Here is a 15,954-nt window from a genome sequence, read left to right on the forward strand (position 1 = left end):
ACAAGACCAGTTCCGCTACCCACTTCGGTGGGAGTCCAGGGCTGGTCCTTTTCGTCGGGAGGAGTTGTGACCAGTAACGATTGTCGGCTTTGATATCAAGCCAAAACCCGTAGACCATGAGCTTATGAAGCCAGTAAACACTCTTATGCACAGGTTATTTGGGCAGATAAGTATTATTCAATTTCTTCACATCCAATTAGGACTAGAAGGCAGTAATCTTTTAGCCAATACCCTTGAAACATTTCCTCACAATAAGATTATCCCTTTCGAACGAACGGGGGCACCTGATCATTGGCGGGATTTACCTCTTTGGGCTAACTAGATTATACTGTTATATTTCAGTTTACATGTCCGATTTCTCTTAACCTGATTACACATATCTCAGTGAAATATAAGCACATATTCGCTGAAATATCACACAGTTTTCGCTTGTTCTTATGTTTTAAAAGTACGCTAAATGTGAAAATAATGTGTAAAATTCTGTGGTTTTTTTTTAATATTGACACGAAAATCTTAGTTAAATTAAAATTATATTGAATTCGCTATGGTAGAGGATTTAATTGGTCAGGAGGGTTTTATGTTAGATATGTTGTTTGCATTTGTTGCTGTTGCATCAATGTTAATAGGTTTGGTTTTGTCTGTAATGCTTTGGGTTAAAAGCAGCAAGTCAGTTAAAGAATTGTATAAAAACGCATATGCGTATGCAATTATTGATGTTGTATTAGGCGTATTGTCGTATATATCTTATGCTGCGACTATCAATTCTGTAGACATTGATGTGCGTGAGTTCTACACAAATTATTTCACGGCGCCATTGATTGTTCTTGCTGTTCTTGTTGTAAGTATTGCTGCTATAGCTATTTTTAAGAGTAAAAAAATAGCTATGTAAAATAACTAGATTAAACAGTTTATCAAATAATAATAGCCTCCTGAGTTTAATTAAAATTCAGAAGGCTATGTTTGTTATATGTTGTGTTTGGTTTGATTGTGATTTGTTGATTTCAGTCTGAAGTGTGTGTGATATTAGACAAAAGATGCATAAATCGTATTTTTTGTACATTGGATGTATAAAAAATTGTACATTGAATGTACAAAAAATATGTTTTTTGTGTATACAAATTTTATAATCGCGCGCTTACAACGCAATGCATTTGAGTTATAGGTCAAACAGAATCTGTGACCAAGTCGGAGATTCGACCACAGTACTGTCAATAATTCAGTCAACTATCTGAGAGAATAACAGTAAAGACAATTGCGCGTAGCTTTAATTAAAAATGACCATTACTCTAAAATAGACAAATACAAATCAAGTCTTTGATTTAAATATCTTGCAAACAAGTTTGCCATGGCAGACACGTTATGCTTTGCGTGATACTCATCAAAAGCTTCATAATATTTCAAGCGATCAGTAAATTTTATATCTATTGGTGGGTACCCTGCTTTCATCAACTCCAAATTGACCAGCAGTCTTCCTGTTCTTCCATTTCCATCAATAAAAGGATGAATGCTTTCGAATTCTATATGAAAACGAGCAAGTTTAGTAACAATATCTTCATCGCTGTTTTTGTATTTTTTCAATAATTCTTCCATTTTTGAAGCGATTAAATATGGTTGTGGTGGCTCATGTGTAGATCCCATAATTCGAACGGGAACTTTTCTATAAACGCCTCTATCTTTTCTCTTATTGGCTAAAACTAAATAATGTATGTCTTTTATAACTTTTTCATTTATCTGCTTATTTTCGCTAACAAGCTGCTTTACGTAATCAAAGGCTTCTTTGTGTCCAATAACTTCTAGGTGCTCTTTTAATGATTTTTGATCAACAGTAAGCCCTCTAAGAACCATGTCTGTTTCGCGCAGTGTTAAAGTATTTCCCTCAATTGCATTTGAGTTATATGTATATTCTATTAGAAATTCTTCATTAAGTCTTTCTAATTCTCCCTCAGTTAAGGGTCTTCTTGTTTTAAGGGTTTCTAATTTAGTTTTTATGATTGGAATTAGAGATTCACTAATTTTATATCTTCCGTCGGTTGGCTTTGATGCGTCATGTGGTATTTTCCAGGATCTTCCTTCCTGATATGCTCCTGGAATTTTTCCTTCGGAGCATAGAATTCTTACTCTTCTATCTGATATGCCCCATTTTTCAGCAGCTTGCTTTACTGTTATATACATAAAATACCCTTAATCATTGTTGCATTTTATTATATTTTAACGTTTTATCGGAATAATATAAACGGTATCGGAATAACATATTTAATTTATCGGAACAATAGTGATTGATAAAACCAGTAACGTGAAGCTGTGTTAAATATTGGGATATCTTTGTTTAGAATGATTTTGCAAATAAAGAATAAGCACATTTGATACGCTATAAGCCTCACTGCAACAAGGGCTATGAGTTTATTTTTTTTACACACTTTTGGCGTTTTGGACCCTTGATTTCAGTCTGAATTCTGTGTGTGATATTTAGACAAAAGATGTGTAAGTCGTAGTTTTTGTACATTGGATGTATAAAAAATTGTACATTGAATGTACAAAAAATACGTTTTTTGTGTATACTTATATTTATGAGCGCTTATTTTCCTAGACCAATTGCTGATTCTATTCTTCAATCAAAACGAAAAGTCGTGATTCTTGAAGGCGCAAGAGCTGTGGGAAAAACTATGATGTCAAAGCGTCAGCTTGTGTCTAAAGGATTCTCATACGTGAGCCTTGCGGATGAAAATACGTTTGCGCTTGCTTCAACAGATTTATATGGTTGGTTAAAAAATCTTAGTACTCCAGTTGTTATTGACGAAGCGCAAAGACTGCCAAATTTGCCTCTTGCAATAAAAGAAATAGTCGATAATTCAACGGAAAACAGTTTGCAATATGTTTTAACAGGTAGTGCACTTATAAATCGCAATGGACTAGATGGTCAAGATCCTCTTGCTAGACGCGCTCAGCACTTTACAATGAGTCCTCTTACGCAGTGTGAAATTACTCAAAATAGTAGAAATATTGTAGATAGTCTTATAGAAAGTAATCCAAATCTTAAATATGAAAAAGAAATAAGCAGAGAAGAAGTATATAAAATTATGGCTGCAGGAGGATTCCCAGAATATCAGCAATCGTATGATTCTTACGAGGCTTGGGAGCGAGAAAAGCTTGTTTCAAACGATATTCTTGCAGTGTTGGGAGATACCATTCTTCCAGGAGAACGATTAGACAGAAGCATGGCTGTTAGCATACTTAATAAGTTGTTATGTATGCCTGGCGGGATTCTTAATACGAGTTCAATAGGTCAAGATCTTGCTTTAGATAGGCGAACCATTGAGCGTTACGTTAGTGTATTCTTGCGTAGATTCTTAATAAATTATCTACCGAATATAAAAACTGCGCCCAATCGCCAGACTTTTACTAGAGCCAAAATACACCCAGTCGATACGTCTTTAAGCATTCAAACAATGATTAGTAAGGGTCATAATCCTTTGGAAGATCCCGTTATGTATGGGAATCTGCTAGAAAGTTTTGTTGTAAATCAGATTATGCCTGCTGTGCAATGGTCTAAAACGCATCCAGATTGCTTCTACTGGCGTGAACCTGGTAGCAGCCCTAAAGAGGTTGACCTTGTGCTAAGCTTCCGTGGAAATCTGGTTGGAGTGGAAGTAAAAAGCTCTAGCATGGTGAATCGTAACGATTTTAAGGGACTTGTAGCTCTTTCGCAAAAACCTGAATTTAAGCGCGGATATGTTGTTTACATGGGTCAAAAAATTATGCAGTGGGAGGATAATTTGTGGGCAATACCGTTAAGCGCTCTGTGGGAATGCGATGCGTTTGAGTGATATTGCATAAGTCTTGGGGAATAATCCGCGTTGGCTCCTTCAAAGCGTGATTTTCATCACCGAGATTCTCGATTTTGCGCAACCTTGTAGTGCGTTTGTTGTGCGACACGCGCGAAAAGCCTTTCCTTAAAAAAACCTGGGAAAATTCTTCAAAAACCTTGAAATGCGTATTTTTACGGTTTAAGTGTTGTTTATCCACAAATTTTACGATGAGTGTTGCTTAATTGTGGATTAGTTTGTGTGTAACATTATTTTTTTCTGTTTGTTTTGTGTGGTTGCCTCTTGACTTTTTTAAACGGGGGGGGGGTATGTTAATAAGCAAACGCTGGCTGCTCCTAGTTTTGGCTGGTGTTTAAACCACTATCCATATGTTGTGGATTGTGGAGCAAATTTTTCTCTGCGCCCCTAACGCAGAGGAGAAGAAGAAAGGAAATTAAAATGATGAATAAGAAGGCTATCGCCGCTTTCGCTGCTGGCGCAACTTTGCTCGCTGGCTTTGCAATGGCAACCCCAGCAATGGCATTTGATTTTAATGTTGGATTGAATGATGACGGTTCTTGGGGTACTACTCAGAAGAAGGCTGCTAAGACTTATACTAAAGCTGAGATCTTGAAGCTCGAGGCTGCTGTTGCAGAAGCTGAGGCTACTGTTGCAGAGAAGACAAAGGCAGCAAATGATGCTCAGACAGCTGCCTATGCTGATGATACTGATGGTGCAAAGAAGAAGGCTGCTGTAGAGAAAGCTCAGAAGGAATTGAGCGAAGCTCAGGAGAAGCTTGAGAAAGCTCAGAAGGAATTGAATGACGCTAAGCCTGCTCCATCTGAAGCTGATCCAAAGAATCCTCAGGGCACAAAGCCAGTTGAGGCTTCTAAGGATGCAACAGTTCAGCCAGGCAAGCCAGGTGCTAAGCTAGGTCAGGCTGCTGGCCAGGCTGGCGCTAATGGTGCTGCTGCTGGTGCTAAGACCACTGTGGTTGAGAAGAAGAAGGATGGCGGTAAGAAGTTGCCTACTACTGGTGTTGGTGTTGCTTTGACTGCTTTGGCTGCTTCTATGCTTGCTGGTATGGGTGCTGTTGTTCGCAAGGCTCGTCACTAAGCATTGCGCGCGCACTGGTGTTCGCTGGTGCGCGTGTAAAAAATAGGCTTGCGTTAGGCGGCGGCGCGTGTTTTGTGCTGCAGCTTGCACGCGGGGTTTAGAGTTTGCTCGGTTTGCCGAAATTTCCTTTTCTTACCGTGTAGGTTCTTTATTCTGCTTGCGAGTGCTTAATGCTTGTTGCTAGAGATGGTTTTCCGCTAGGGACGGGATTCTGTTCTTTAGTTTTAAAGGCTTGTTAGGTTTCTAACAAGCCTTTTTCTTTTCTGTGTTTTGTTGCTCAATGCGCTAAGTATTTGGATATTTTTGTTTTAGAGTGATTGTGCAAGTAAAGACTAGCCTAGATTTGATTGCTGCAAAACGCTTGTATTGCAATGCGTGAGACATGATTTTTTGCACACTTTTATCCTATAGCCAAGAGAATGCTTTAGTCTAATCTGGATGCTGGAATACTAGACAATAGTTCAGCTCGCCTGAGTCTTCTCGGTGTGGGATGATTTTCCTTCTCCACTAGGATGTTCTTGTGCCAGATAAAATCTTTGTGAAATAACCCAGAATAGTTGGATTAATCAATATAAAAAGCGCTGACTTATTTATGCGTTAATACACATTTTGTAAGTCAGCGCTTAGTTTATTGTTAGTAAATTACACGCACCAGTTGCCTATTGCTAATTACAAATCACTAATTAACAATTAGCAATAAATTAGAACGTGCGAACATTGTAGAAATTATTAAGCTCTTCCATCCAACGCCCAGTACCAGATATATCTCCTCTAGTTCCTACGGTAAACCCTGGGAAATTGTTCATTCGTGGTTCAAAGTAGCTTCGAGAGCCATGCCCTTCTGCAGAATTGCCAACACTTATAGCTCCTGCAAAATTGCCGACAGAACGAATAACTCTGTCGTTGTCTACTTTGTAATGAACAGCATAACCTTCGCGAGTCAGACGATTCCCTGCGTTTGCTGCAGTGCGAAGCCAACGGTTGAAGATATTTCCCCAAATTTGAGGAGCATTGAAAGTGTAGATTTTCTTAAGCCAAGAATATCCTTTACCGTCTGCACGAATCAAAGCTCGTTGAGCCAAATAGCCTCCAAGAGAATGACCAGTAATATATAGGTTATTTACAGTGTGTTCTCTGCCATAACGCTCAATAAGTTGTTCAACATCGTAAGCCTGATCTGGATTGCGACCTACAGCTATTGCAAGATCATCGTCATAATCATTAAATTGAGAAGTTCCACGAATTGCAAGAACTTGAACAGTTCCTTGCTCTAAGAACGGATAAGGACTTACATTTTCAAACAAGACAGCGTCAAAACCACCCCTATTGTGGTAGGTTTCTTTAACTTTCCAGAACGGGGCTATCTCATTGTGCATAAGACGATATTCATTGCGGTTCTTATAAATGTCATGAAGTGGTTTAGTGTAATCAAGAACCTTGTTTATATAACTATCATCGCGATAAGAAAGTTCAGAAAATAGCGTCATATCTCGTGGGCTTATATCCCATCTGCGAGGATTGCTGTCTTGATTATCTGGAATACCATCGCCATCAGTGTCATTCATCATAGGGTGAGAATTGTACCCATAATAAGTTTTACCGTTTTTAGTATAAGTGTAAATTTCTTGTCTATTAGTTAAGCCGTCGCCATCTAAATCAGCATTTGGGTCTAAAGGCTTTTTGTGATACAAAGCCATGTCTAAAGCTCCGGGAAGCTCCAGCTTTATATCTCCATTTGAAATCTGTTTAGCTGTTTTCTCTGTAAGAGGAGTGTGTCTTTCTGTAAGCTGCTCGTTTTGAGTATATGCCATCGCTGGTGTAGTGATGCTTAACATGCTTAGCATAAGACACAGGCTTGCAGATAAGCCTATTAGTTTGAAGCTTTTCTTCATGATTCCTCCTACTTTTGTCATTTATTTTGGGAATTAACCCGAACTAACTCGTTTTGGGAATTAATCCTTTGTTTTTTACTATCTTGTTAGCGCGTTTTACGCTTAAAAGCTACAAATAGCAAGTTATGTAAACTGCACCTTCGCTTAATTACAATTACAGTAATGCTTAATTTTCTTCAATAACTCTCTGCAATCAACTTTGACGATATGAGTTCGATTAAGAAAATCCTAGATGCTGCTAAGTGTTCTTATATGCTCAAATCCGCGCTTGATGTGCACAAATCTACGCTTGTATTGGTGTAGCTTATATGACCATGCTACAGCATTAATCAATTAAATACATCATTAATTAGCATAAAATAAGTGAAAATTGTTGTGTTAATGACATTATGACTTTATGACATTAATCTGCTTTAGTTTGAAAACAATTTAGTCGCAAGTACAAAGATTTATCAGACGTCTGACGAATTGTAGTGATATTGGTGTAATCTACAAATCAAAAGACGAATCAAAAGACGAGTCGAGATACAAGTCGAAAGATAAGTCAAAAGATAAATCAGCTACGATTTCAAGGAGGATATCATGCTGAAAGCTAAATTTGTTGTAGGCGCATACGCATCGTTACCAAAAACTCGCGAAGATCAAGAAAAATACTACGATTTGCTGGGTAAACAAAGCTGGATTGCTGGAACAGAGATTCCGTACCCAGGAGATTTGGCAGATTCACAAAATCGCACGTGGCTAGCGTCGGCAATACCAGCGCATTGGCATGCAAACACTATAACCGCAATACCTGGGACAATGAGGCACATAAACTTTGACCCAGATCCAGAATTTGGACTAGCAAGCCCAAGCGAAGAGGGCAGACATCGTGCGCTCGCATTCTTTAAGGATATTCGCGAAGCCATAGCTGATGTTGCAGATAAACGAGATAGTTGTGATATATCGCACGTGGAAATACACACAGCGCCAACTCGAATAGCACAAGCAGACGCAATGAAAAAGTCGTTGGAAGAACTAGCACAACTAGATTGGTGTGGAGCAAAACTGGTTATAGAACACTGCGATCGATATATCGAAGGACAGAATCCGGAAAAAGGATTCCTACCTCTAGAAGAAGAGATTCAAATTGCTAAAAATGCTGGGATTGGAATCACAATCAACTGGGGAAGAAGCGTTGTAGAAGAGCGAAAGGCTCAAGCTGCTATAGAACATGTGCGCGAAGCAAGACGCGCAGGAGTATTACAAGGTTTAATGTTTTCGGGAGCTGGACCAGAAGCAACGCAATATGGATATGAGTGGATTGATGGTCATTTGCCAATGAACCCAGATGAACCAACGTCATTAATGACGTCTAAAGAAATTCAAGAAACTACTCTAGAGGCACTAAAAGACGATTATGCAATCGATTATTTGGGTGCAAAAGTGTGCGTTCCGCAAGACGCGAGCGTTGAAGAGCGCTTGGGGTACTTATCGCGTATTCATGACGCTGTGAGCGCTGCGCAGGGCGAGTAAATAGGCAAAGTCGCAAACGCAAGAAAGAAAACGGAAACTACTTATGAATGAAACAAAAGATTCTCGCCCTACATATCTTGCTTTTGACATAGGCGGAACAAAAATCGCCTATGGATTGGTGACTTTGCCAGATTCTAATATTCGCCAAGAAAATGCAGATTACGTTTCTCCAACAGTGCAAGAGCATGGTTCAATGCCAACAGAAGCTGCAAAAGGTGGAGAAAATATAAAGAATCGCCTAGTGGAACAAGCGTCGCAAATCATAGAAGAAGCGCAGAAAAATGGCAAAACTATTAGCGGAATTGGAATAGCGGCTGCGGGAGTGCCAAATAGTAAAACTGGCGAAATTGTAGCTGCTACAGACATTCTGCCAGGTTGGCGAGGGCAGCGAATTTATGACGCATTTAAGAGCGTAACTGACTTGCCAGTTTATATGATTGGCGATGTTGGTGGACATGGTTTAGGCGAAGCAATTTACGGCGCGGGTCGCGGAAAGTCGATTGTATTTTCTGTTGGCATAGGCACTGGAATTGGTGGGGCGATTATTATAAACGGCAAGCTGTTTACAGGAGCGCACGGAGTTGCTGGGCATGCGGGTCACGTTGTTAGTGACTTGGGAGTAGGTTTTGACTGCTCGTGCGGAGCGCGTGCGGGCCACATTGAGCCAGTGGCTTCTGGAACGGGGCTTGCCACTCTTTACAATAGCAATCTTCCACAAGGCGCCGAGCTTGCGCAAAACGGCTATGAGGTTTGTGTGCGCGCAAATTCTGGGCAGGATGCGCACGCCAAAGAAACGCTTGCTAGAAGCGGCAAGGCCTTGGGAGAGTGCGTAGCTGGAATGGCGAATCTTATAGATCCAGATGTGATTGTGCTTTCTGGGTCTGTTGTAGAAGCTGGCGATATTTGGTGGAATGCTATGCGAAGCGGATTTGAAGATTCTGCTTTGACATTGATTAAGAATACGCCAATTTTAAAGGGTCAACTCGGAGGATCTGCTCCTTTGATTGGTGCTGCTTGGGCTGTTCACTCAAATCGCGTTTAATCGCGTTTTATTGCGCTTAATTTTGTTTAGTTTAGTCATATTTTGAAAAAGGAGGAATCTATATGAATCCTGTGATTGAAAAAATCAAGGGCGGCCTAGTGGTTAGCTGCCAAGCTTATCCTGGAGAGCCGCTAAGACACCCAGAAACAATGGCACAAATGGCAATGGCTGCTGTAGAAGGCGGAGCTGTTGGCATTAGATGCCAAGGATTGTCGGATATTTCAGCGATTAAAGGGCAGGTAGATGTGCCTGTAATCGGAATCTGGAAAGACGGTCATGAAGGAGTTTATATTACGCCAACTTTGCGCCATGCACGCTGCTGTGCTGCTGCTGGGGCAGATATTATTGCGATTGATGCTACGGATAGACCGCGTCCAGATGGTTTGACTTACGAGCAAACTGTTCGCGCTTTGCATGACGAAGGCATAGTGGTTATGGCTGATTGCGGAAACTTTGATGACGCTAAGCGCGCGGCGGATTGTGGAACAGATATTATATCTACCACTTTGGCTGGCACTTCTCCCGGAAGGCCAAAGACTGATGGTCCTGATTTTGAGCTTTTAGGTCAGATTTTGCAAGCTTTCCCAAACTATCCGATTATTTGCGAAGGTCGTATCCACACTCCTGATCAGTTGCATAAGGTTATGCAAATGGGAGCTTGGGCTGCGGTGGTTGGAACTGCAATTACACATCCAACGTCGATTACGCGCTGGTTTGCGGCAAAGTTGTAGGCGGTGCATTGTAGGCGGATTGGTCGCCAGTAACCGTACTGGATAAAGTAAACAAATAAATAAAAGTATTGATTATATGTGTGTTGATTTTGTGCGATTTTGTGCTAATTTAATGACTTCAAAAATTAAATCAAAATTTTCACAAATTCGACACACGTATAACTTGACATCAGACATCAGACCTCTTATGTTTAAAGTAACGCGAAAATAACGCACGCGCTATAATTTAAAACGTTTTCGCATTCGAGGATGAAATGCGAAGAAAACAACTCAATGGTGAGGAGAAAATATGGCACGAATTAACTCAAAGCTAACCGCGGTAATCGCTGCAGGTGTAGCCGCATTAATGATGCTTTCTGGCTGTGGTGGAGCAAAATCCCACAAGGCAGCAAAAGCAAAGACTGCTGTTAAAGATACAATCACAGCTCAAGTCGCATACGCAAGCCGTGACTTTGCGCCATCCACTACTTCGGGCGCATTGCCAATGGCAGCAAACTGGCATGTGACAGAGCCGCTCTATGCTCTTGATTACAGCAATTTTAAAGTCTTCAATGCTCTTGCAAAAGGTGAGCCAAAGAAGATTTCCGACACCGAATATGAGGTAACAATTCGCGATGCTGCAAAGTTCTCTGATGGAACTGAAGTAACAGCAGGAGACGTAGTATCTTCCTTCAAGCGCACAACTGCAAAAGGCAGCCTCTATATATCTATGCTCGACTTTATTGATTCAGTTGAAGCAAAAGACAATCGTCATGTAATCTTCAAGCTAAAGAAAGCATTCCCACTGTTCAAGCAGCGTCTTGCTTTAATCCAGATTGTTCCAACAGCAAAGTCTGACGCAGATCTTAAGAACATGCCAATCGGCTCTGGTCCATGGAAGTATGTGTCCATTACAGATAACCAAGTAAAGTTTGAGAGCAACGATCTTTATAACGGCAAGTACAAGGCACAGACCAAGAAGATGGTTTGGAACGTAACCGTTGACGATACTGCTCGCGTAACAGCAATGCAAGGTGGAAAGACAGACGTAATGGAAATGGTTCCAGCACAAGCATTCAACACTTTGAAGGCGTCTGGTTCCGAGCTTAAGACCGCACAGGGCTTCACGCTTCCATTCGTTATGTTCAACACAAAGCAAAAGCCATTTGATGATAAGCGAGTTCGCCAAGCAGCTCTCTACGCGATTGATGTGAACAAGCTCATCACCAACCAAATGAGCGGTCAGGGCGAGCCAGCAACAAGCTTCTTGCCAAAGAACTATGCAAACTACCACAAGGCAAAGAACGTTTACACCAAGAACATTGCTAAGGCAAAGAGCTTGCTTAAGGAAGCTGGTGTAAGCGGTCCACTAAAGTTCACTCTTTACACAACAGACCACACTTGGATTACTCAGCTTGCTCCACAAATCAAGAACGATCTTGCGGAGATTGGTATGGATGTAGAAATCAAGTCCATGAAGTCTTCTGCTCTCTACCCACAGATTACCGACCGCGACGACGCAAACTACTCCATGGTTCTTGCTCCAGGCGACCCATCTGTGTTCGGCAACGATCCAGATTTGCTTATGAGCTGGTGGTACGGCGACAATGCTTGGACTCGTCAGCGCACGTTCTGGAAGAACTCCGAAGGATACGCAAAGCTCCACAAGCTTATGGATGAAGCTCTTGAAGCGTCCAAGCCAGCAGATCGCCAGAAGTATTGGAACCAGTGCTTCGATTTAATTAGCGACGAAGTTCCTCTGTACCCACTCTTCCATCGTAAGACTACGACTGCTGTAAAGAAGGGCGCATTGGCTGAGTGGAACGCAATCGGCTCCACTGGCATCAACCTTGTAAAAGCAAAGCTAACAAAGTAGGTGCAAGCTAAAAAATAACAAACTTCATTTTCCCTAACCTCTAACCGCAAAACCGGCCCGGCTGTTTACCTTTCTCGCCTTTGTGCAGATGGGCCGGTTTTGTTATGCCTTAATAACAAATTTCTTCAATGGATGTGTGGATGTCTTATGAGTAATTTTCTTAGACTTTTAGGTAGGCGATTAATCGCACTGCCATTCATGGCATTCGGTGTTACGTTCCTCGTATTCTTCCTTATGTCATTTTCAAAATATGATCCAGCAGTTGCAGCATTAGGTGAAAACTCATCGCCAGCAGCACTTGCCGCATTCCGCCATGAAATGGGTTACGATCGTCCGTGGTGGGAGCAGTTTGGATCTTACATAGTTGGACTATTCCAAGGAAACATGGGTGTTTACGGCGTAAACAAGGATTCTGTAGCTCAGAGAGTGGCAGATGCCTTCCCAATCACCTTGCAGCTAACCTTCATTGGTTTGTTGATAGCAATAATCTTTGCAGTAATCTTCGGCGTTTTTGCAGCTCTTTACCGCGACACTTGGGTTGACCAAACAGTCCGCGTGCTTTCGATTATTGCAATCGCAACTCCATCCTTCTGGCTCGGCGTTCTTTTGATTTACGTCTTGCAAATCAAGCTTGCATGGCTCCCAGGATCTGGCGATTTTGTGCCGTTCTTTGAAGATCCAGAAGCTTACATCGCTAGAATGGCAATGCCTTGCTTTGCATTAGGTCTCCCAGTAGCAGGTCAACTTACGCGAATCATACGAACCTCGATGGTAGAAGAATTGGATAAGGATTATGTGCGAACCGCAATCGGCGCAGGTATTCCAAAGAGTGTGGTGGTTGCTAGAAACGTGTTCCGCAACGCTCTGATTACACCAATCACGACTCTTGGTATGAAGATCGGTTACCTTATGGGTGGTGCAATCGTTATCGAAGTTATTTTTGCACTCCCAGGAATGGGCACTGCAATGTTCGACGGCATTAATGGCAACCAACCAATGCTTGTTCAAGGTGTTGTTTTGGTTGTTGCAATTGCATTCATCTTCATAAACATTATTGTTGATTTGCTTTACGTGTTAATCAACCCAAGAATTAGGACGGTGTGACATGCTATTCGGAAAGAATCAGGTAGTAGATGCCGCATCTAAGCCAGGCATCAAATTTAACAGATTTAAAAGCATGAGCTTAGGTTCTAAAATATCGCTTATTGTGATTGCAATACTGGCATTCTGCGCAGTATTCGCGCGATTCCTAGCTCCATGCGACCCAGTAAAGATTACGCAAAACTATCAGCCGCCAACAGGAGCGCACTGGTTTGGTACCGATAACCTTGGTAGAGACGTGTTCTCGCGCGTTATGTATGGCGCTCGCTACTCGCTCGTAATCGGCTTGTCGTCTGTTATCTTTGCTTTGATAATGGGCGCAATAATCGGCGCAATCGCAGCTGTAAGCCGCACTTGGATATCTGAGCTTATAATGCGATTGATTGATATAGTAATGTCAATCCCAGGAATTGCATTAGCGGCTGTATGCCTTGCAATTCTTGGACAATCCATGATTGGTATCATCATTTCCATTGGTGTGCTTTACGTTCCACAAATCGCAAGAATTGTGCGAGCAAACATAATAAGCGAATATGGAAAAGACTACGTTCGTGCAGTAATCGTTTCTGGTGCTCGCGCACCTTGGATTTTACTCAAGCACGTAACGCGTAATATTGCAGCTCCAGTTATGGTGTTCACAACGCTTTCTGTTGCAGACGCAATCGTGTTCGAAGCTTCTCTTAGCTTCATCAACGCTGGTATTCCAGAGCCAACGCCAACATGGGGCAACATTTTGTCTTCCGCTAAAGCAGGCGTTATCTTCGGATACTGGTGGCAGGCATTGTTCCCAGGCTTAGCAATCATGATTACTGTTTTGTGCCTAAACATTCTTTCTGAAGGCATTACGGACGCAATGGTTGCTGCTCCAACTGCTCCAGTAGCTAAGAGCGCTGCAGATGCGGATGCAGCTCGCAAGGAAGATAGGATTCTCACCGACCCAGTGGCAGCTTACAAGGAGCAGCACGACGCTTTGGTTGAGTCTTTGGCAAAGCTTCGCGAGGCTGAGTTAAAGCGCACGGATCGCTTGCAGCCAACGTCTACGGAGCCTCCAGTTATTGAAGTTAAAGACTTGTGCATTCAGTTCCCACGCTACGGCAGCGTAAATGTTGTAGACCACTTGAGCTTCTCTGTTCGTCCAGGCGAAACAATGGGCTTGGTTGGCGAATCTGGTTGCGGTAAGTCAATCACTTCGCTTGCGATTATGGGCTTGCTCGATCCAAAAGCTAAGATTAGCGGACAAATCCTCTTTAATGGCAAGGATCTTGTAAAGCTTAGCCCAAAGGAGCACAATGCTTTGCGCGGACACGAAATCGCAATGGTATACCAAGACGCGTTGTCTTCCTTAAACCCATCAATGCTGATTAAAGCGCAGATGAAGCAGCTAACTTCTAGAGGTGGAACTCGTAGCGCCGAAGAGTTATTGGAGCTTGTAGGCTTGGATCCAAAGCGCACGCTTGAATCCTACCCACACGAGCTTTCTGGTGGTCAGCGTCAACGCGTGTTGATTGCAATGGCACTTACGCGAGATCCAAAGTTGATAATCGCAGATGAGCCAACAACCGCTTTGGATGTTACTGTTCAAAAGCAAGTGATTGACCTTCTTAACGAATTGCGCGAAAAGCTTGGATTCGCAATGGTGTTTGTAAGCCACGATTTGGCTCTTGTTGCAAAGGTTGCACACTCGATTACCGTAATGTACGCAGGCCAGGTTGTTGAGCAAGGCTCCACTAAGGAAATCCTCACTGATCCGCATCATGAGTACACGCGTGGCTTGCTTGGCTCCGTAACTTCCATTGAGGCTGGTGCTCCAAGATTGCATCAGGTTCCAGGAACTGTTCCAAGCCCATCCGACTTCCCTAAGGGAGATCGATTCGCACCGCGTTCTTCTCATCCAGATCAAGGACTTGACGTGCGCCCAGTAATGAAGCGCATTCCAGGAACGTGGCACTTCTACGCTGCGCCTCCAGAGCCAGAATCGGATGTGCCTTCCGCAATTTTGACCAACTCCGATAAAGGAGATGTGCGATGAACATGAATGTTAATGACGCAAACAAAACTCAAAGCGAAAATGGCGATGTTTCAATCATCGAGTTGCGCGACGCCGAAGTGGTGTTCACTACTCGAGCAGGATCTGGCTTATTCCATAAGAACAAGATTACAGCCGTAAACAAGGTGAATCTTAAGCTTATGCCAGGCAAGACGATTGGTATTGTTGGCGAATCTGGTTGCGGAAAGTCTACTACTGCAAACATTATGTGCGGTCTTCAGCAAGTTACAAGCGGTAAGGTTTTGTTCAAAGGTCAAGACGTTACGCATAGAACTGCAAAAGAGCGCATGGATATTGGACGCGTGGTTTCCGTTGTGTTCCAGGATCCAGCAATGGCTTTGAATGCGCGCATGAGTGTGATTGACCAGTTGATTGATCCGCTTGTTGTGCACAAGATTGGAAGCAAAGCTGAGCGCGATGCTAGAGCCAAGGAACTAATACGAATGGTTGGTTTGCCTCATTCTGTTCTTGGCGCTTTGCCAGGTCAGCTTTCTGGCGGCCAGCGTCAGCGCGTGGCAATCGCTCGTGCGCTTTCGCTTAACCCAGATGCAATAATCGCAGATGAGCCAACTTCCGCTTTGGATGTTTCTGTGCGTGCTCAGATTTTGAATCTTCTTTCCGACTTAAAGAAGAAGCTGAATCTTTCCATGGTGTTTATTAGTCACGATATTCAAACAATTAGATACATATCCGACGAGGTTGTTGTTATGAATCATGGAACGATTGTTGAGCGTGGCGAAACTCACCAGGTGATTAACAATCCGCAAGATGAGTACACAAAGATTTTGATGGGCGCGGCGCCTTCGCTGTTGCACCCAACGGAAGAAGAGTGCAAGTAGTGCAAGCAGTGCG

General features: G+C 42.4%; 12 protein-coding genes. 10 read left to right on the forward strand and 2 right to left on the reverse strand.

The annotated features are described in order from the left end of the window. Nucleotides 1-577 precede the first annotated feature (577 nt). Complete coding sequence (locus HXT53_RS00200) at nt 578-889, forward strand: peptidase A8 (protein WP_004113951.1); 312 nt, start codon at nt 578-580, stop codon at nt 887-889. Between the two features lie 392 nt (nt 890-1,281). On the opposite strand, the gene HXT53_RS00205 is transcribed toward HXT53_RS00200, so the two are convergent. Continuing rightward, complete coding sequence (locus HXT53_RS00205) at nt 1,282-2,172, reverse strand: Fic family protein (RefSeq protein ID WP_174190964.1); 891 nt, start codon at nt 2,170-2,172, stop codon at nt 1,282-1,284. Nucleotides 2,173-2,567: 395 nt separating this feature from the next. Between HXT53_RS00205 and HXT53_RS00210 the strand changes: the two genes are divergently transcribed. Both HXT53_RS00210 and HXT53_RS00215 read left to right on the forward strand, forming a co-directional pair. Then, the gene (locus HXT53_RS00210; RefSeq protein ID WP_004113947.1) at nt 2,568-3,824 is read left to right on the forward strand and encodes an ATP-binding protein; all 1,257 of its coding nucleotides are present in this window, start codon (nt 2,568-2,570) and stop codon (nt 3,822-3,824) included. 438 nt (nt 3,825-4,262) lie between these two features. Beyond that, the gene (locus HXT53_RS00215; RefSeq protein ID WP_004113945.1) at nt 4,263-4,919 is read left to right on the forward strand and encodes a hypothetical protein; all 657 of its coding nucleotides are present in this window, start codon (nt 4,263-4,265) and stop codon (nt 4,917-4,919) included. A 701-nt stretch (nt 4,920-5,620) separates the two neighbouring features. On the opposite strand, the gene HXT53_RS00220 is transcribed toward HXT53_RS00215, so the two are convergent. Then, nucleotides 5,621-6,811: a lipase family protein gene (locus tag HXT53_RS00220; protein ID WP_048653110.1), complete on the reverse strand. Its 1,191-nt coding sequence runs from the start codon at nt 6,809-6,811 to the stop codon at nt 5,621-5,623. Between the two features lie 582 nt (nt 6,812-7,393). Between HXT53_RS00220 and HXT53_RS00225 the strand changes: the two genes are divergently transcribed. The 7 genes from HXT53_RS00225 to HXT53_RS00255 all read left to right on the forward strand — a co-directional run bounded on the left by HXT53_RS00225 (nt 7,394) and on the right by HXT53_RS00255 (nt 15,941). Next, nucleotides 7,394-8,326, forward strand: a complete 933-nt coding sequence (locus HXT53_RS00225) for a DUF4862 family protein (RefSeq protein WP_421780313.1) — start codon at nt 7,394-7,396, stop codon at nt 8,324-8,326. A gap of 43 nt (nt 8,327-8,369) precedes the next feature. Beyond that, a complete protein-coding gene (locus tag HXT53_RS00230; RefSeq protein WP_421780315.1) occupies nt 8,370-9,368 on the forward strand; it encodes an ROK family protein in 999 nt (332 codons plus the stop codon). Nucleotides 9,369-9,430: 62 nt separating this feature from the next. After that, entirely contained in the window at nt 9,431-10,099 is a 669-nt protein-coding gene (locus HXT53_RS00235) for an N-acetylmannosamine-6-phosphate 2-epimerase (protein WP_004113937.1), read from the forward strand. Between the two features lie 289 nt (nt 10,100-10,388). Beyond that, nucleotides 10,389-11,954, forward strand: coding sequence for an ABC transporter substrate-binding protein (locus HXT53_RS00240; protein WP_421780318.1), 1,566 nt, complete (start codon nt 10,389-10,391; stop codon nt 11,952-11,954). Nucleotides 11,955-12,152: 198 nt separating this feature from the next. Beyond that, nucleotides 12,153-13,058, forward strand: a complete 906-nt coding sequence (locus HXT53_RS00245) for an ABC transporter permease (RefSeq protein ID WP_004113928.1) — start codon at nt 12,153-12,155, stop codon at nt 13,056-13,058. Between the two features lies 1 nt (nt 13,059). Continuing rightward, complete coding sequence (locus HXT53_RS00250) at nt 13,060-15,084, forward strand: dipeptide/oligopeptide/nickel ABC transporter permease/ATP-binding protein (RefSeq protein ID WP_009993832.1); 2,025 nt, start codon at nt 13,060-13,062, stop codon at nt 15,082-15,084. Beyond that, on the forward strand, nt 15,081-15,941 hold the full coding sequence (locus HXT53_RS00255; protein ID WP_421780320.1) for an ABC transporter ATP-binding protein: 861 nt from the start codon (nt 15,081-15,083) through the stop codon (nt 15,939-15,941). Before HXT53_RS00250 ends, HXT53_RS00255 begins: the two co-directional genes overlap by 4 nt. Nucleotides 15,942-15,954: the final 13 nt, after the last annotated feature.

Source organism: Gardnerella sp. KA00390 (assembly GCF_049244075.1).
Classification (GTDB): domain Bacteria; phylum Actinomycetota; class Actinomycetes; order Actinomycetales; family Bifidobacteriaceae; genus Bifidobacterium; species Bifidobacterium vaginale.